This is a genomic window from Sphingobacterium sp. GQ94 (assembly GCF_059758715.1).
Genome location: NZ_JCAXEC010000017.1, coordinates 1 through 16,771, shown reverse-complemented (window position 1 = coordinate 16,771; position 16,771 = coordinate 1). Strand labels below are relative to the sequence as shown.

At 34.5% G+C, this 16,771-nt stretch carries 16 protein-coding genes and 1 tRNA gene; 7 read left to right on the top strand and 10 right to left on the bottom strand.

Going from position 1 to position 16,771, the window contains the following annotated elements; translation table 11 throughout:
- Positions 1-154 precede the first annotated feature (154 nt).
- The 5 genes from AC6CHH_RS13880 (at position 155) to AC6CHH_RS13860 (ending at position 4,854) form a co-directional block, all read left to right on the top strand.
- Positions 155-802, top strand: coding sequence for a response regulator (locus AC6CHH_RS13880; protein WP_498283879.1), 648 nt, complete (start codon positions 155-157; stop codon positions 800-802).
- A 554-nt stretch (positions 803-1,356) separates the two neighbouring features.
- The gene (locus AC6CHH_RS13875; RefSeq protein WP_498283877.1) at positions 1,357-2,010 is read left to right on the top strand and encodes a DedA family protein; all 654 of its coding nucleotides are present in this window, start codon (positions 1,357-1,359) and stop codon (positions 2,008-2,010) included.
- 254 nt (positions 2,011-2,264) lie between these two features.
- The gene (locus tag AC6CHH_RS13870) at positions 2,265-2,993 is read left to right on the top strand and encodes a sulfite exporter TauE/SafE family protein (RefSeq protein ID WP_498283875.1); all 729 of its coding nucleotides are present in this window, start codon (positions 2,265-2,267) and stop codon (positions 2,991-2,993) included.
- A gap of 161 nt (positions 2,994-3,154) precedes the next feature.
- Positions 3,155-3,688: a GNAT family N-acetyltransferase gene (locus AC6CHH_RS13865; protein WP_498283873.1), complete on the top strand. Its 534-nt coding sequence runs from the start codon at positions 3,155-3,157 to the stop codon at positions 3,686-3,688.
- A gap of 77 nt (positions 3,689-3,765) precedes the next feature.
- Positions 3,766-4,854 carry a Gfo/Idh/MocA family protein gene (locus AC6CHH_RS13860; RefSeq protein WP_498283871.1) on the top strand — a complete coding sequence of 363 codons (1,089 nt, stop codon included), beginning with the start codon at positions 3,766-3,768 and terminating at the stop codon, positions 4,852-4,854.
- A gap of 56 nt (positions 4,855-4,910) precedes the next feature.
- Here the strand turns inward: AC6CHH_RS13860 and AC6CHH_RS13855 are convergent, their stop codons facing one another.
- Positions 4,911-6,947, bottom strand: coding sequence for an FUSC family protein (locus AC6CHH_RS13855; protein WP_498283869.1), 2,037 nt, complete (start codon positions 6,945-6,947; stop codon positions 4,911-4,913).
- Positions 6,948-7,145: 198 nt separating this feature from the next.
- Positions 7,146-7,550, bottom strand: a complete 405-nt coding sequence (locus AC6CHH_RS13850; RefSeq protein WP_498283867.1) for a hypothetical protein — start codon at positions 7,548-7,550, stop codon at positions 7,146-7,148.
- Between the two features lie 85 nt (positions 7,551-7,635).
- Here AC6CHH_RS13850 and AC6CHH_RS13845 point away from each other — a divergent pair, with 85 nt between their 5' ends.
- A complete protein-coding gene (locus AC6CHH_RS13845) occupies positions 7,636-8,400 on the top strand; it encodes a copper homeostasis protein CutC (RefSeq protein ID WP_498283865.1) in 765 nt (254 codons plus the stop codon).
- Positions 8,401-8,439: 39 nt separating this feature from the next.
- On the opposite strand, the gene AC6CHH_RS13840 is transcribed toward AC6CHH_RS13845, so the two are convergent.
- Positions 8,440-8,619, bottom strand: coding sequence for a spore protein (locus AC6CHH_RS13840; protein WP_498283863.1), 180 nt, complete (start codon positions 8,617-8,619; stop codon positions 8,440-8,442).
- A gap of 29 nt (positions 8,620-8,648) precedes the next feature.
- Positions 8,649-8,719 (bottom strand) — tRNA-Cys (locus tag AC6CHH_RS13835).
- A gap of 299 nt (positions 8,720-9,018) precedes the next feature.
- Here AC6CHH_RS13835 and AC6CHH_RS13830 point away from each other — a divergent pair.
- Positions 9,019-9,660: a porin family protein gene (locus AC6CHH_RS13830; protein WP_498283861.1), complete on the top strand. Its 642-nt coding sequence runs from the start codon at positions 9,019-9,021 to the stop codon at positions 9,658-9,660.
- A gap of 78 nt (positions 9,661-9,738) precedes the next feature.
- Here AC6CHH_RS13830 and AC6CHH_RS13825 read toward each other — a convergent pair whose 3' ends face one another.
- The 6 genes from AC6CHH_RS13825 to rnr all read right to left on the bottom strand — a co-directional run bounded on the left by AC6CHH_RS13825 (position 9,739) and on the right by rnr (position 16,575).
- Complete coding sequence (locus AC6CHH_RS13825) at positions 9,739-10,455, bottom strand: 3-ketoacyl-ACP reductase (protein WP_498283859.1); 717 nt, start codon at positions 10,453-10,455, stop codon at positions 9,739-9,741.
- 111 nt (positions 10,456-10,566) lie between these two features.
- Positions 10,567-10,872: a 30S ribosomal protein S10 gene (gene rpsJ, locus AC6CHH_RS13820; protein ID WP_013667229.1), complete on the bottom strand. Its 306-nt coding sequence runs from the start codon at positions 10,870-10,872 to the stop codon at positions 10,567-10,569.
- A 74-nt stretch (positions 10,873-10,946) separates the two neighbouring features.
- Positions 10,947-13,070, bottom strand: coding sequence for an elongation factor G (fusA, locus tag AC6CHH_RS13815; protein ID WP_498283857.1), 2,124 nt, complete (start codon positions 13,068-13,070; stop codon positions 10,947-10,949).
- 130 nt (positions 13,071-13,200) lie between these two features.
- On the bottom strand, positions 13,201-13,668 hold the full coding sequence (gene rpsG / locus AC6CHH_RS13810; protein WP_498283855.1) for a 30S ribosomal protein S7: 468 nt from the start codon (positions 13,666-13,668) through the stop codon (positions 13,201-13,203).
- Between the two features lie 19 nt (positions 13,669-13,687).
- Entirely contained in the window at positions 13,688-14,101 is a 414-nt protein-coding gene (gene rpsL, locus AC6CHH_RS13805; protein ID WP_498283853.1) for a 30S ribosomal protein S12, read from the bottom strand.
- A gap of 344 nt (positions 14,102-14,445) precedes the next feature.
- Positions 14,446-16,575, bottom strand: coding sequence for a ribonuclease R (gene rnr / locus AC6CHH_RS13800; protein ID WP_498283851.1), 2,130 nt, complete (start codon positions 16,573-16,575; stop codon positions 14,446-14,448).
- Positions 16,576-16,771: the final 196 nt, after the last annotated feature.

Sequence of the window (16,771 nt, the reverse complement as noted above, 5' to 3'; positions counted from 1 at the left end):
TAACGATTATCCTTATGAATTTATTATAAGAGCTTAAATCAATATACTATTAATCATTAAGAACAATTTAATATTTAGATAGAAGACTAATTGAAACATATAACATTATTTTTTGTTTAATGAATATGTTCATTAAAGAACAAAATAGAACCTTATGATAAATATTGTTTTAGTAGAAGATCATTTGATTGTACGAAATGGTATCGAATTAATTCTCGAAACTCAGGATTATATAAAAATTGTTGGTGAAGCTCAAAATGCCCAAGAAGCTCTATCTTTGTTAGAAAATAATCACCTACCGGATATAGTTATTACAGATATTGAAATGCCGGGAATCAATGGATTAGATCTGTCTAAATTGATAATTAGAAAACATCCTTCTGTTAAGGTAATTATTTTAGGTGTGTCTCTTGATGAGCATAAATTTGTTGAGGCTTTTGAGGAAGGGGTCAAGGGATTTTTACTAAAAAGCGTTGGCCATGAAGAGTTGTTTTTTGCAATAAAACACGTTTACCGTGGGGGAAGATATGTTTGTGAGAAAATTATAGAGGGCTTGTTAACAAAAGTAAGACAAATGTCAATTTATGATAATAAAAGATTCAAGGATGACATTGATTTTAGTGAAAGAGAATTAGAAGTATTACAATATATTAGTGATGGTTACACTAATTTAGAAATAGCCGATAAATTATTTCTAAGCAAGAGGACTGTGGAGGGCCATCGGCAAAAGTTAATTGATAAAATGGGAGTTAAAAACTCCGCATCCTTAATTAAATTTGCTGTCAAAAGTGGAATAATCTAAAGTACAGCCAGCCCAGATCCCATTCTGGCAAACATCATACTCATCCTGATTTAGCCTGTTTTCCAAATTTTATTCATTTGCATATTGGAATTCAATTAATTTAATGTTAAGATTTATAGGAGATTACAACAGACTTAATTTTCTTAGAGAATCTTGTTTAAATAGGTTTAGGGCTTTCTTGAAATTAATATGAGTCTGATTTTCACTCCAAGTTTTTGAAATTATCTTGGAGACTTATTGAAAGATTTGGATTTTTTTGTATTGAACAGAAGTAACTTCAAATGTTACCTAATCAGATTAAAGAAAATTTATTTATCAATTTTATTATTTTTGAAAATTATGAAAGGCCAGAGGGATTTGATTTAATGTTTTTTTTAATTGTCTGTATCATATATAGATAGATATATTCTTTGTAAGAAAATGCAGTGATAAACTGATATATCTAGATTCTGTTTTTAGATTTAAATAATAGTCTTTTATAATTCCTGTAATTTTTCCTAATTCTTTCCAAAATTTGTCCTTTTATTTGCATAAATAATATTTAAATTGATACTGTGGAGATTTTTTTAGAGTTTTTCAATAACCTGACCGATCCAGACTGGATTGTAGCTCATGGGGGTCTTTATTTGCTGTTGTTTATCATCTTTGCAGAAACGGGAATTTTAATAGGTTTTTTCTTGCCAGGCGATCCTATCCTTTTCATTTCAGGAGTAATTATTGCCAATATGTCACTAAACGGAACAAACCCACTATTGATGCTTTTATATTGGATGATGTTAATTTCTTTAGCCGCAATTCTAGGTAACTTTGTGGGGTATTGGTGTGGCAAATATTTTGGTCATCGTCTGCTGAAAATGAAGGACAACTGGCTCTTCAAGAAAGAGTACATTTACAAAGCCCAAGAGTTCTATGACAAACGTGGGGGAGGAGCAATTATTTTAGCTCGATTTCTTCCCGTTGTTCGTACGTTTGCACCAATTGTTGCTGGAATTGTTGAAATGGATTTTAGGAAATTTGCGTTATATAATATCTTAGGTGGTATTATTTGGGTGGGAAGCTTGACAACACTTGGCTATTTACTTGGTGAAAATGTATGGGTGCAACAAAATCTTGAATACGTCATTTTTGGAATAGTGATACTCGCTACAGCGCCTGTTATTATTAAATTATTTACAGCTAAAAAGAAAACAACTCAGTCCACGATTTAAAAATCAAATCAGCAGATTGTATTTTAATTCTTTAAGTACTGGACGTTACAGATTTGACCTTCAGTAATTATTAAAGGAATACAAATTATACTATTTGCTTCAATTTTAGGAATTGATATCAATCTTAGGATTTTGTCCATAATTAGCTTGAGTGTTATTATCTTGCGATTTATAAGTATAGCTCAAAACGACTCTTCAAGGCATCTCATTTATCGATTTTTTTTGATAAATTTGGTTCTTATAAATATTCTGTCTTGACTATCCTTTTTATTCTTATCATCAGTTTTATTGCTTCTTTAGTAAGATCAACTTTGGGTTTTGGGGAGTCATTGATTGCTGTTCCATTATTTCTTTTTTTCCTACCTGTACATATTGCCGTTCCCTTATCGGTTATGTTGTCTGTGATTATTGCGCTAGTTATTGTTATTCAAGACCATAAAAAAATTCATTTTCACAGCGCGAAGTGGTTGATCGTTTTTGCAATTCCCGGCATACCTTTAGGTGTCTTAGTGTTAATGTATGGAAATGAAACAATAATAAAGATAGGTTTGGGATTACTATTGATAGTATATTCTTTGTACTCACTTTATATCAAAAGTAACCTGAAATTTAGGAAAGACAGTATGTTTTTATTATTTGTTTGTGGTTTTTTATCAGGAATATTTGGCGGTGCCTATGGATTGAATGGCCCCCCATTGGTTATCTATGGGAATTTAAGACAATGGAGCGCAAAGCATTTTAGGGCTACCCTTCAAGCTTATTTTTTGCCCATTAGTATGCTCAGTGTTCTAGTCTATTATTCTGAAGGACTCATCACTTCCCAAATCAATATCTATTTTTTTGTAGCGCTAATTACAGCTTTACCTGCAGTTTTTTTAGGCAGACTTTTAAATCATAGATTGAAAGAAGGGACATTTTTTAAGTATGTATATTGGGGACTTATAACTATTAGCTTGGTTTTGATTGTTAGCACCTTAAAATGACCTTGTAAGTTAATGTCTATAAAATATCTAGCATGAAAAATGATGAATTAAGTAGGTATTACGTAATATTCAAAAGAACATAATTAAGTTCAGTCACCCAACCGTAAAAAACAAGCATTTTTTCATATATCTGAAAATAGAAGTATATTACTAAAAAATCGATGCAATTAACAATACGAAAAGAGAGACCTGAAGATTTTAACGCTGTTTTCAGGCTTATTGAAAAAGCATTTGAATCTGTAAAGATGAGTGATCATCAGGAGCAATTCCTCGTCGATCGTTTAAGGAAGTCAAGTGCCTTTATTCCTGATTTGTCATTGGTAGCGGAAATGAGTAATGAAATTGTAGGACATATTTTGTTAACGCGATTGAAAATAAAGAATGCTAAAGAGACGTTTCAGTCTCTTGCCCTCGCCCCAATTTCGGTTCTTCCTGAATATCAAAATAAGGGGATCGGTGGAAGATTAATAACATACGCTCATCAGTTGGCGAGTGATTTGGGGTATAAATCAGTTGTATTATTGGGACATGAAAAATACTATCCAAAATTTGGTTATTTAAGAGCCGACAAATTTGGAATTGAGCTTCCATTCGAAGGAATTTCTATGGAAAATTGTATGGTAATTGAATTGGTTGAAGGTGGACTCAATGGCGTTTCTGGTATGGTGGAGTATCCTGCAGAATTTAATATTTGAAACCTATCCACTTTTTCTTGTCAATTGATTTTTATATAAATAAATTGCTATCTTAAGTAATTCAACCCTATCATATTATGAAACTGTTTTCCCTAAGTTTAATTCTAGCAATATTCACTCAATTATGTTTTGCTCAAACTCCAATTAAATTGGTGATTGCGGGATTAAGTCATGGACATGTAGACTGGATTTTCAATAGGAAAGACAAAAAAGATCTAGAACTTATTGGCATCTATGAAACTAATCCTGAATTAATCGATCGTTATATGAAGCGATACCATATCTCTAAGGACATGTTTTATACGAACTTAGAAGAGATGTTGGATACGTTAAAACCAGATGCGGTTTCCGCTTTTGGAGCAATTAGTGAACATCTTTCTGTTGTGCAGGCATCTGCACCACGTGGTATTCATGTTATGGTTGAGAAACCCTTAGCTACAACACTTTCAGATGCCCAAGAGATAGAAAATTTAGCTAATAAATATAAAATTCATGTACTGACAAATTTTGAGACTTCTTGGTATGAGAGTAATCAGCAAATTAAATCTATGCATGAACAAGGGAAATTAGGGGAAATTCGTAAAGTAATGATTAATGATGGTCACCAGGGCCCAAAAGAAATAGGAGTGAGCAAAGAATTTTTAGAAATTCTCAGTGACCCTCAAAAAAATGGAGCTGGTGCATTGGTCGATTTTGGATGCTATGGAGCTAATTTAATGAGTTGGTTGATGAATGGTCAAAAGCCGATTTCCGTTACTGCTGTAATTCATCGAAATAAACCAAAGATATACAAAGAAGTAGACGATGAGGCGTCAATTATTCTTCAATACCCTAATGCGCAGTGTATTATTCAAGCGTCGTGGAATTGGCCATTTTCAAGGAAAGATATGGAGGTTTATGGGACCAAAGGTTATGCAATTGCATCTAATGCACGAACTCTTCGAACGAGATTTGAAGAAAGTAAATCAGAAGAGGTTATCCGTCTAAAAAATAGAATCGAACCATATGATGACCCATTTTCGTTATTTTCAGCTGTAATTAATGGTTCGCACAGACTAGAAAAATTTGATCTTTACGGATTGCCAATCAATGTGCTTGTCGTTGAAATTCTTGAAGCGGCAATGAAATCTTCTAAGCGGAATAAAACGATCTTTATAACCAATTAGCCATTGATTACTTGAGGATATTAAGACATCAGAAGGAACACCGGTAATTCAATTTGTTAATGTAATCTTACCCGCGCTTTTTCTAATGAAAACTGATTAATTATGTTTTCAGATTCCTGAATTAGGTTTTGAATATAAAATATGCGATCCTCTAGGAATTCTAAGGAAGGACTCAACTCTAACTTGGTAATATTCACTGTTAAGCCAACAAGTAAAGCATTAATTTGGTACGCAAGAGTTTGAAATTGACGAATATTGGATTTATGATATTTTCCTTTCCCAGGATTTTTTTCAAATTGTTCTAAAGAAGCATAACATTGTGCTAGCGAAGCTTGCGTAAATTTTCTTGACAGGCGTAAATCATAGTCATTTCGTTCAATAGATTTATAAGACTCTTGAATTTTTTCAAGATAAGATTTGAAATGTTGGATTAGAGCGTTAGTGGTTTGTTCAATAGAACTGGAGTGGTTAATAGGAATTGCCAGGCTACCCAATATCGCTAGTATTGAGCCTAACAAGGTGAACCCTAGACGACTCCCTATGATATCATGGATATCGCCCACATAAGTATACTGAGCGAGCAAAATAGTTATGGTTATAAAGATAACGCATACCAAATAATTTGGCTTATTAAATAACAGAAACAAATACAAACCTAATGCAGAGATCAAGATCAACATACGACTGTCTTGAATGGAGCTTAATAGTATTAGACTTACTAAAATACCAATAATTGAACCGACGATTCTTTGAAAATTTCTTTTCTGGGTAGTGGTGTAGCTGGGTCTTGCTACTAATATAATGGTAAGGATAATCCAGGAGGCATATTGATATTCTGGCAATAGATATCCCAACAGACCAGCAAACATTAACAACACCGATATCCGAATCGCATAAACAAAAATTGGAGATTTAAAATTGAGATTAGTTGTAATAACTTTTAGATTAATTTTTGGTGCAACAAAATTTTTAAAATTTTTACTTTCTACTCCATGTACATTTGTAGAAATCTCTTTAATATGCAAATCATGCAGTATTTCTTCAATTTTTCTAATTTGATTGCAGATTGAAGAAATTAATTCTTGTCTAGCTGAAGAACCTAGTTTCTGTTGTTCATCTAATTGCTTTAAAATCTCATTTAAATCGGATTTCTTAGGTATTTTGTAATACGACTCTTGTTTAAAAATGATTACTCGTTCCGTTTTGTAAGCTAAAATAGCTAAGGCTTGACGAATTAGTTTTAAAGTTTTACCTTCTTTTAGAATTTCTCGAATTTTTTCATAATCATGATCAATTGCCATCAAAAACTCATATAAATCAATTAATTGATATAATTTGGTCAACCAAATTTTACTTGAGTTATCCTTACGGGTTTGCATTCTTTTATCGCGAAGTACAATGGATCGAATAGAATCCAACTGTTCACTTATATGAATGTGCATTTTATTGAGTTCTTGATAAGTCCTATTAATTGATATATTTTGATTATAACAATCGATCTTTAACTTGATTAATCTTGACATGGCTTTTACACCGCCTTCAAGAGCGTGCTCAAAGGATCGGTTTGGGAGTAGATAAGCTTGAAGTAGACAGATTGCGAAAAAGGTAATTGCCCCTAGTATTAGCGATATACTGAATAAAATTGGGTCTATGGGACGTAATCCAATTGTAAAACTAGCGACAATTAAACCTAAGTTTCCGACTACATTGATTCGAAATCCTAAGAGTGCAATAAAGGAGTAAATAAAACCAAATCCTCCCAATAAGGGTATAATAGACCATGAATTATGGTGGATTGAAAAAGAGATACTCAGTGCTGTTATCAAAAATATTGGGATGCAATATGAAACAGTAATTAACTTATCCTTTTTATTTCCTGGCAGGTCTGTCAAGCAAGCTAATAACGTACCTACAGCAAAAGGAATAGCAATTTGATCATTCCAAAACATAAAAATCAGAATGCTGGGAATAAGGATAATAAGGATATTTCTAAGAGCATCCTGACTTGCTTCTGACCTTAAAAAATATCCTACACTCGTAAGGGTAGCTGAAATTGAATTTTTTATAATTGAATTTATTTTAGTTCTTCGCAAAAATACTAAAAAGTTTGTATATAAAGTATATTATATTGATATATATTGTTTATGCAATATAATATTTCGAAATGACAGGTATATAGCTTCCAAATCCTAGATTTTTTTCAATTCCAATTCAAAAACCCATGATTCAAGTGCTAGGGAATGGAAATATCCAAGATTGTTTGTTATTCAGGAGAAACAGTTTGACTTTGATTAGGTAATTTGATGTTTTTGATTTACATGGTCTTGCCATTTTTTAATAATAACACATACCTCATAAGCTTCTTGTTTTTCAAATTGATTCCTAAGTGATTCCAGGGTAAAGGTAATTTCTTCTAAATGAATAAACACTCCATTTTCATCTTGATAATCAGAGAGGATATCTAATAAAAAACAATAGGTTTCAAATTCTATAAATTTTTTTTGATAAGATTTATCTGCAATCAACCATTGTTTTTCAAATTTATAACCGGATTCAATATGTTTAAGGCAAGCTAACTCATATATATCTCGATGAGTTTGAAGTTCAACCCTCATTTTTTTTACGCTATTATGTAAGGATTCAAACATGGAAGATAAATTTATTTGAATCTCAATAAGTTTTGAAATAAAAGGCATAAGTATTTGATTTTCAAATGAAAAAGGATAACAATTTAAAATAATATTTGTTTTGATATATTCCTGGATTGTTTATTTTTTCAAAATGGATATATTTGAGGATATGAATGAAATCGAAATAAATGGCTACAAATTAGAAATTTGTGCAAATTCTATTTATTCCGCAAAACAAGCACAACTTGGAGGGGCAAGTAGGATAGAGTTATGCCAGAATCTTGAAAATGGAGGTACCACCCCATCTTATGGCCAAATTAAACTGACTCGAGGGGCGCTTCATATTGGGGTTCATGTTTTAATACGACCACGTGCCGGTGATTTTGTTTATACCCAAGATGAGATAGACGAGATCTCTCAGGACATAGAGTTCTGCAAAATAATAGGCTGTGACGGCGTCGTTATTGGTTGCCTGACCAAGGATGGGCGCGTAGACATAGAAAAGATGCGAAAATTGGTAACATTGGCTAAGCCAATGGTGGTAGTCTTCCATCGTGCATTCGATCGCTGCAATGATCCTTATGAAGCTTTAGAAGATATCATTTCTTTAGGATGCGATCGGATATTAACCTCAGGACTTCAGAATTCAGCAATGGATGGTAAGATACTTCTTAAAGATTTAATACAAGAATCTCAGGGACGAATTGAAATTATGCCTGGAGCAGGGGTTGATGAGAATAACGTAGCCGAAATTTTAAAGTATACAGGTGCGAAAAGTATACATAGTTCTGCTAAAATAAGCCAGCCATCGCAAATGAACTATAAGTCTAAGACTGTAAATAATATGGATGAGGATGTTATATATAGTTCCCGGGTTAGGGTGGAAGAATTGATTGAAAAAATAAGAAGCCTTTAGATGATCTAAAGGCTTCTTATTTTTTGTAGCAAAAAAAAATTACTTTGCTTCTGTTGCAAGCTGATTTAAAATTGCATCATTTTTTGTGATTTGGCTATGTTTAGCCATTTTACTTTTAGAACCTGTTTCGATATTACGACCAAGTTTTAAGAATTGAACATCAACACGTGCAAATGTTTTGTTTCTTCTATCTTTTCTTTTTAAACGTGTAACTCCCATTGTTGTCAATAATTTTAAATTTTCAAACGAGGTCGGAAGCGGATTCGAACCGCTGTAGGAGGTTTTGCAGACCTCAGCCTAGCCACTCGGCCATCCGACCCTTTTACCCTTACAGGCATGCAAAAATAGGATTTACTTTTCAAATATGAAAGGCTTTTTTTGTATTTTGTAATTTAAATACGATTCCAAGCGTATTTTCTAGTTTTATTTAATACAAACCTAGACCTCCCTCTGATGGCCTGACTTATTTTTCTGATCCGAACTACATTAAATCGTTTTATTTCAGTACTTTACGTTTCCTTTGCCGTTCCAGACAAAAATTGGTCTAAACTTTGCAATGTTGTATATGAAATCGGGTTATACTCGATATATTAAATAAAGTTAGAAATAGAAAAGACTATGAAAAAATTATTATTATCATTTGGAGCAGCGTTATTATTTGTTGCTGCCGCACAAGCTCAAACAAGTTATGGTTTAAAAGCTGGCTTAAATTTAGGTAAGTATAGTAATATTCCAACTGAATTTGAAGATTATTCCAAAATGAATCCTTCATTTTATGTTACTGGTTATGCTGACTTACCGGTAGCGTCTAATTTTTCAATCCAACCAGGTATTTCATTACAAGGTAAAGGTGCTAAATATAAAAGTGAAGACGAAAACATGGAAGGAAGTATTACAACGAATGTTATGGCATTAGAAATTCCTATTAATGCAGTATATTATATTCCTGCAGGAGCGGGTAATGTGTTTTTAGGAGCTGGACCTTATGTTGGCTATTCATTAAGTGGTAAAACTAAAGTTGAAGGCGCTGCATTTGGTGCAAGTGCAGAATCCGAGAGCGATCTTGATTTTTCAGGGGACGATAAAGATCAAAACCCTTTCGATTTTGGGGTGAATTTCTTAGCCGGGTACAAATTAAACAATGGATTTTTATTGAATGCTGGTTACGGCCTAGGATTATCTAACTTGTCTCCAAGCGACAACAGCGATAATAAATTTTCTAACCGAGTGCTTTCTTTCGGCGTAGGATTTCAGTTCTAAAACATTTAAAGTGAAAATATAATAAAAGGGTTTGTTCTAAACAAACCCTTTTATTATATCTATTGCCCGTGAGATGGTCTAAGGGTTGGTCGACCAAAGAGAGGCGGATCTTAACATCGCTCGTCTTGGAAGCTTTAAATTAGCAACTATTAACTCTGCAAAATCTTCAGGTTGTAAAACTTTTTCAGGGTCTCCATCGGTCAACGCAAGTCCAATAGACATATCAGATGCTATAGTACTAGGCATTAGGGTACACACACGAATATTGTTTTTACGGACTTCCCTCATGAGCGAATCAGATAAACCAATAACAGCAAACTTACTTGCACTATAGGCTGAGGTTGAAGCAGAACCATTTAATCCCGCAGTTGAAGAAATATTAATGATATCGCCTTGGTTTTTCTTGATAAGTTCGGGCAAAACTGATTTCGTTACATAATAGGTTCCTAATACATTAGTCTGTATTATTTCTGTCCACTGAATGGGATCCATTTCAAGAACTGAACCAAAAGCTGCAATACCTGCATTATTAACTAAGATGTCAAAACTGCCAAATTGATGAATTAATTTTTCAATTTCGTGATTTGCTTCTTGATAATTACTGATATCAAAAATTGCATACGTTGCCTTGACACCGAACGCTTGCAACTCTAATATAGTGTTTTTTAAATTTTGCTCATTTCGTCCTGTAATAGCGACATGGATACCTTCTTTTGCAAACGCAATTGCAGTGGCTTTTCCTAAGCCCTTACCACCACCGGTAATTAATGCGTATTTTCCTGATAAATTTTCCATCAAGAAAGATAAGAATTCTTAAAATATCAATGGTAAGCTGAATGTTAAATTATTTAAACAAAAAAAGTCACCTTTAAAAGATGACTTCTTCTGTTTTTTAATCGAAATCTATCACACTTTAATTTCAACTTCAACACCTGAAGGTAATTCCAATTTCATCAAAGCATCAACTGTTTTTGAGTTTGAAGAGTAAATGTCTAACAATCTTTTGTAAGAACATAACTGGAATTGCTCACGTGCTTTTTTGTTAACGTGTGGAGAGCGTAAAACTGTATAGATTTTTTTCTCAGTAGGTAATGGAATTGGACCACTAACAACTGCACCTGTAGGTTTTACTGTTTTTACGATTTTCTCAGCTGATTTGTCAACTAAATTGTAATCGTACGATTTCAATTTGATTCTGATTCTTTGGCTCATTTTTTTTTGTTTAAAATGACCCCTGATTAGAGCAATTAACAATCAGGGATCGGTTTATTTTAATTGAATATAATTTAGTCAATAGACCCTTTTACTTTTCCTTTTGATTTCGCAACTACGGCTTCTGATACATTACGAGGAGCTTCCGCGTAGTGATCAAATTCCATAGTAGAGGTAGCACGACCTGAAGTAATCGTACGTAATTGAGTTACATAACCAAACATTTCAGAAAGTGGAACTAATGCTTTGATAACCTGTGCACCGTTACGTGAATCTAACCCTTGCATTTGACCACGACGACGATTTAAGTCTCCCATAACATCACCCATGTTTTCTTCTGGGGTTAGTACTTCAACTTTCATGATTGGCTCCATCAATACCGGCGAACACTTAGGTAAGGCCTCACGATAAGCCATTTTTGCAGCCAATTCGAAAGATAAAGAATCTGAATCGACCGCATGGAATGATCCATCAATTAAACGAACTTTCATTCCAGATAATGGGTAACCAGCTAGTACACCATTACTTAACGAAGTTTCGAATCCTTTTTGAACGGAAGGGATGTATTCTTTTGGAATCGAACCACCAACAATTTCGTTAACGAATTGAAGAGCAGACTTTGTCGTATCATAATCCTCATCGATAGGAGAAATAATAACTTTGATATCTGCAAATTTACCACGTCCACCTGATTGTTTTTTGTAAACCTCACGGTGTTCAGTGCTTCCATTGATTGATTCTTTATAAGCTACTTGGGGAGCACCTTGATTTACTTCAACTTTGAATTCACGTCTCAAGCGGTCGATCAAGATATCCAAGTGAAGCTCACCCATACCCGAAATAACTGTTTGACCAGTTTCCTCGTCTGTTTTTACCACAAATGTCGGATCTTCTTCAGCAAGTTTACCAAGACCAATTCCTAATTTATCTACGTCAGCTTGAGTCTTAGGTTCAATTGCTAAACCAATAACTGGTTCAGGGAATACCATTGATTCAAGGATGATCGGGTTTTTCTCATCACAGAGAGTATCTCCTGTTTTGATATCTTTAAATCCTACAACTGCACCAATATCACCTGCTCCAATTTGAGGAATAGGATTTTGTTTGTTTGCATGCATTTGGAAAATACGAGAAATACGCTCTTTGTTTCCTGAACGAGTGTTCAATACGTAAGATCCAGCTTCCAATACTCCTGAATAGGCACGAACGAAACACAAACGTCCTACAAAAGGGTCTGTAGCGATCTTGAATCCAAGAGCTGAGAACGGTTCAGATTCTGACGGTTTACGAGAGATTTCTTCTCCTGTGCGAGGGTCAGTACCATTTACAGCTTCTACATCCAGAGGTGAAGGCAATAACTCCATAACGAAGTCAAGCATTGTTTGTACACCTTTATTTTTGAATGAAGAACCACAAACCATAGGCACTATAGCGTTATCCAGAACTGCTTTACGCAAAGCATCTAAAATTTCGCGTTCAGTCAATGAGTTAGGATCGTCAAAGAATTTCTCCATTAATGATTCGTCATAACCGGCTACCGCTTCTAATAATTTTTCACGGTATTCAGCAACCTCGTCAATCATATCTTCAGGAATAGGAACTTCAGTAAATGTCATTCCTTTATCCTCTTCGTTCCAAACAATACCGCGGTTGTTGATTAAATCTACAACACCTGTGAAATCATCTTCCGCACCAATTGGTAATTGAAGTGCAACAGCGTCAGAACCTAACATTTCTTTAACTTGTTTTACAACTTTTAAGAAGTCAGCACCTGAACGGTCCATTTTGTTTACGAATCCAATACGTGGAACTTTATATCCATCAGCTAAACGCCAGTTGGTCTCAGATTGAGGTTCAACACCATCAACTGCTGAAAATAAGAATACTAATCCGTCTAGTACGCGTAAGGAACGGTTTACCTCTACTGTAAAGTCAACGTGACCAGGAGTATCAATAACGTTTACTTGGTATTTACTATTGCGGTAGTTCCAAAATACTGTAACAGCTGCAGAAGTAATTGTAATTCCACGTTCCTGTTCTTGAGCCATCCAGTCAGTAGTAGCAGATCCTTCGTGAGTTTCTCCTAGCTTATGGTTTACTCCAGAATAAAATAAAATACGTTCTGTAGTTGTAGTTTTACCGGCATCGATGTGTGCTGCGATTCCAATATTTCTAACTAATTTTAAATCTTTTGCCATAATGTTTTATGCAGTTTGCTTTATTAAGCTATTTTTATGCAATGTTAATAAACAAATACACCGACAGTGATAATCGAAAAATCTACTATCTAAAGTCGGTGTATTCATATTTGATTCTATTTTGTTAATATTAGAATCTGAAGTGCGAGAACGCCTTGTTGGCTTCCGCCATTTTATGCGTATCCTCTTTTTTCTTCACAGCAGCACCTTCACCTTTAGAAGCTGAAATAATCTCACCTGCTAATTTCTCAAACATAGTTTTTTCACCACGTTTACGAGAATAGGAGATTAACCATTTCATTCCTAATGCGATCTTGCGATCAGGACGAACTTCCATAGGAACTTGAAAATTTGCACCACCAACGCGACGAGATTTAACCTCAACAGCTGGCATAACATTATTTAAAGCTTTTTTCCAAGTCTCTAAACCGTTTTCTTGTGTTTTTTGCTCTACTAATTCTACTGCATCATAAAAAATTGAATATGCAATAGATTTCTTTCCGTCAAACATCATATTGTTTACGAAACGTGTTACCTGAACGTCATTAAACTTTGGGTCAGGTAAAATGATCCTCTTTTTTGGTTTTGATTTTCTCATTTTCTTTTCCTCCGTTTAACTATTTTTTGCCTTTTCCTTTAGCTGGTGCAGCTACTTGTCCTGGTTTAGGACGTTTAGTTCCATATTTAGAACGACGTTGGTTACGACCTGCAACTCCTGAAGTGTCTAGTGCACCACGAATAATGTGATAACGAACTCCTGGTAAATCTTTTACACGGCCGCCACGAATTAATACGATTGAGTGCTCTTGTAAGTTATGTCCTTCTCCTGGAATGTAAGCATTTACTTCTTTTCCATTTGTTAAACGAACACGAGCTACTTTACGCATTGCTGAGTTTGGTTTCTTAGGGGTAGTAGTGTATACACGCGTACACACACCTCTTCGCTGTGGACATGAGTCCAACGCTGGTGATTTACTCTTATCAACCAGAGCTACTCTACCTTTTCTAACTAATTGTTGGATAGTAGGCATTTACCTTTTTTGTGTTGTTAATTGTTAAAAATTAATTTTTTAAAGTCTGCAAAGATATAAAGAATATTCCAAACTCTAAAGGGTTGGGTGTTAAGTTTTTTGTTTTATTATCGATTAGCTTTGGGAAATAGAGTTTATGTGATTTCAAGGAAGCTATTATTATGAATCTTTGAGATTTTAGAAATGATGCTCAGTGGGTATTTAGTCTGGCAAAAAAGAAATTGATGGGCTTGGCTGATTTCTGTTATTTTTTAAAGTGTACCCATCACTTTGTTAAAAATGATGGGTGCATTTTTGAAATTTTCTTCGTCTGAATTCAATTGTTTAACATACTCAGAGTACTTTTATCGAATTAAGGTAAAATCGATTTGTCTTTTTTCAAGGTCAACTTTTTTAACTTTAATTTGAACCTCATCGCCTAATTGATAGGTTTTCTTTTTTGATTGACCAATTATTGCGTAGTTCTTTTCGTCAAGTACGTAAAAATCATCTGTTATGTCGCGAAGACGAACCATGCCCTCGCATTTGTTTTCTTCGATTTCCACATACATTCCCCATTCTGTAACACCCGAGACAATCCCGGTAAACTCGATTCCAATTTGGTCTTGCAGGTATTCAGCCTGTTTGTATTTTACAGAAGCTCTTTCGGCATCAGCTGCTTTCTTCTCCATTTGTGAGGAATGTTCAGACATTTTTTCATAATGTTCCGCGTTTACTTTTCTTCCTCCATCAAGGTAATATTGGAGTAGTCTATGAACCATAACGTCTGGATATCTACGGATAGGAGAGGTGAAATGCGTATAGTAATCAAAAGCTAATCCATAATGTGAGGTTTTCTTTGTGGTATAGATTGCTTTTGCCATAGAACGGATTGCTAAAGAAGTTAAAAGGTTTTGTTCTTTTGTCCCTTCAATTCTGTTCATCAATATATTTAAGGATTTTGCGGTTTCTTTATCGGATTTAATGGAAAGTCTATGGCCAAATTTTAAAGCAAATTGTGAAAAGCTGGTTAATGTGTCTGTTTTAGGGACATCGTGAAATCTATAAACAAATGGAAGCTTATTTTTTCCTTTTTCCATTTTACCAATATATTCAGCGACCTTTCGATTTGCTAAGAGCATATAATCTTCAATTAATTTGTGGGCATCCTTCCTTATTTTGGTGTAGACTCCAAGTGGTTTTCCGCTGTCGTCTAATAAGAATTTTACTTCTTCAGTTTCAAAGCTAATTGCTCCACTTTTGAAACGTTTATCACGTAGTATATGGGCCAGCTCATTAAGTTTGAGCATGACAGACGAAAGTTCGTCTTCTTTGCCTTCAATGATTTCTTGAGCCTGTTCGTAAGAAAATCTTCTATCGGAGTGAATGACTGTACGTCCAAACCATTGATCCAAGATGATCGCTTGATCGTTTATTTCAAACACCGCTGAAAAGCAAAGTTTATCTTCGTTGGGTCTCAATGAACAGAGGTTGTTTGAAAGGCGTTCCGGAAGCATTGGAATAACTCGGTCTACCAAGTAAACCGATGTGCCTCTCTCAAATGCTTCTTTGTCTAATATACTGTCGGGAATAACATAATGGGAAACGTCGGCAATGTGGACTCCTATTTCATAGTTTCCGTTTTCCAGTATTTTGAATGAAATAGCATCATCAAAATCTTTTGCATCTGCAGGATCAATGGTGAACGTACATGTTTGACGAAAATCTTTACGTTTGGCAATTTCCTGCTCAGATATTTTGTCTGAAATGTCATTAGCTTCTTCTTCTACAGCTCTAGGAAATTTTAGAGGAAAGCCGTAATCCGCAAGTATGGCATTCATCTCGGTGTTGTTTTCGCCTTTCTTTCCTAATACCGTTTTAACGCGTCCTATTGGATTCTTTGCATTTTCGGGCCATTCTATTATCGAAACTAGTACTTTTTCTTGGTGTTTAGCTCCATTAAGATTGTCTAGTGGGATAAATATATCGTGAAGCATTTTTCGGTCATCCGGTAAGAAGAAAGCATAGCTTGCTGAAATGTCTATAGTTCCGGTGAAATCCGTCTTAGCTCGTTGAATAATTTCGATTACTTCCCCCTCTCTTTTTCGCCCTTTTTTTCGTTCATAAACATGAACCTTAACAATGTCGCCATGGAGTGCTTGGCGTAGTTTTCTAGGGGCAACAAAAATATCGTTTTCCAACTCATCTTCTGGGACAATATAGCCTGATCCATCAGCAGTCATATCAACTTTTCCTGTGACATAAACATGTCTTTCCCGGAGCTTAAATTTACCTCGTTCCGATTGAGTGAATAGGCCGTCTTTCGATGCGTCAGATAAGACGTCAGAAATGGCTGTTTTAGAGTCAGAGTCAGAGAGATTTAATTTCGCTGCAACTTGTTTGTAGTTGAGCGCTTTGTTGTTAGTTTTTTCAAATATATCGACGATGAGTTGAGTGATTACATCTTTATATGGGTTGTCTTTTTTTGATTTCATAGTTTTTAATTTTTAGTGTTCCAGTCGAGTTTTTTGAAAAAACACAAAGGGTAGGGGGATGGATTGTATGTGAAAGTCAAATCAATATATCTGCCCTAAAATCATTGAATCTAAGATACAGAAAAATGGTCATTAATTGTTAACCTGTTTTGTAATTAATCGATAAATATTTGATTTCATTTTAATATAATTTTAT

Bases quoted from the DNA above. Each gene is read 5' to 3' on its own strand.
- AC6CHH_RS13880 (WP_498283879.1), top strand. From the start codon at position 155: ATGATAAATATTGTTTTAGTAGAAGATCATTTGATTGTACGAAATGGT.
- AC6CHH_RS13865 (WP_498283873.1), top strand. From the start codon at position 3,155: ATGCAATTAACAATACGAAAAGAGAGACCTGAAGATTTTAACGCTGTT.
- AC6CHH_RS13860 (WP_498283871.1), top strand. From the start codon at position 3,766: ATGAAACTGTTTTCCCTAAGTTTAATTCTAGCAATATTCACTCAATTA.
- AC6CHH_RS13850 (WP_498283867.1), bottom strand. From the start codon at position 7,550: ATGCCTTTTATTTCAAAACTTATTGAGATTCAAATAAATTTATCTTCC.
- AC6CHH_RS13845 (WP_498283865.1), top strand. From the start codon at position 7,636: ATGGATATATTTGAGGATATGAATGAAATCGAAATAAATGGCTACAAA.
- AC6CHH_RS13840 (WP_498283863.1), bottom strand. From the start codon at position 8,619: ATGGGAGTTACACGTTTAAAAAGAAAAGATAGAAGAAACAAAACATTT.
- AC6CHH_RS13830 (WP_498283861.1), top strand. From the start codon at position 9,019: ATGAAAAAATTATTATTATCATTTGGAGCAGCGTTATTATTTGTTGCT.
- AC6CHH_RS13825 (WP_498283859.1), bottom strand. From the start codon at position 10,455: ATGGAAAATTTATCAGGAAAATACGCATTAATTACCGGTGGTGGTAAG.
- rpsJ (WP_013667229.1), bottom strand. From the start codon at position 10,872: ATGAGCCAAAGAATCAGAATCAAATTGAAATCGTACGATTACAATTTA.
- fusA (WP_498283857.1), bottom strand. From the start codon at position 13,070: ATGGCAAAAGATTTAAAATTAGTTAGAAATATTGGAATCGCAGCACAC.
- rpsG (WP_498283855.1), bottom strand. From the start codon at position 13,668: ATGAGAAAATCAAAACCAAAAAAGAGGATCATTTTACCTGACCCAAAG.
- rpsL (WP_498283853.1), bottom strand. From the start codon at position 14,101: ATGCCTACTATCCAACAATTAGTTAGAAAAGGTAGAGTAGCTCTGGTT.
- rnr (WP_498283851.1), bottom strand. From the start codon at position 16,575: ATGAAATCAAAAAAAGACAACCCATATAAAGATGTAATCACTCAACTC.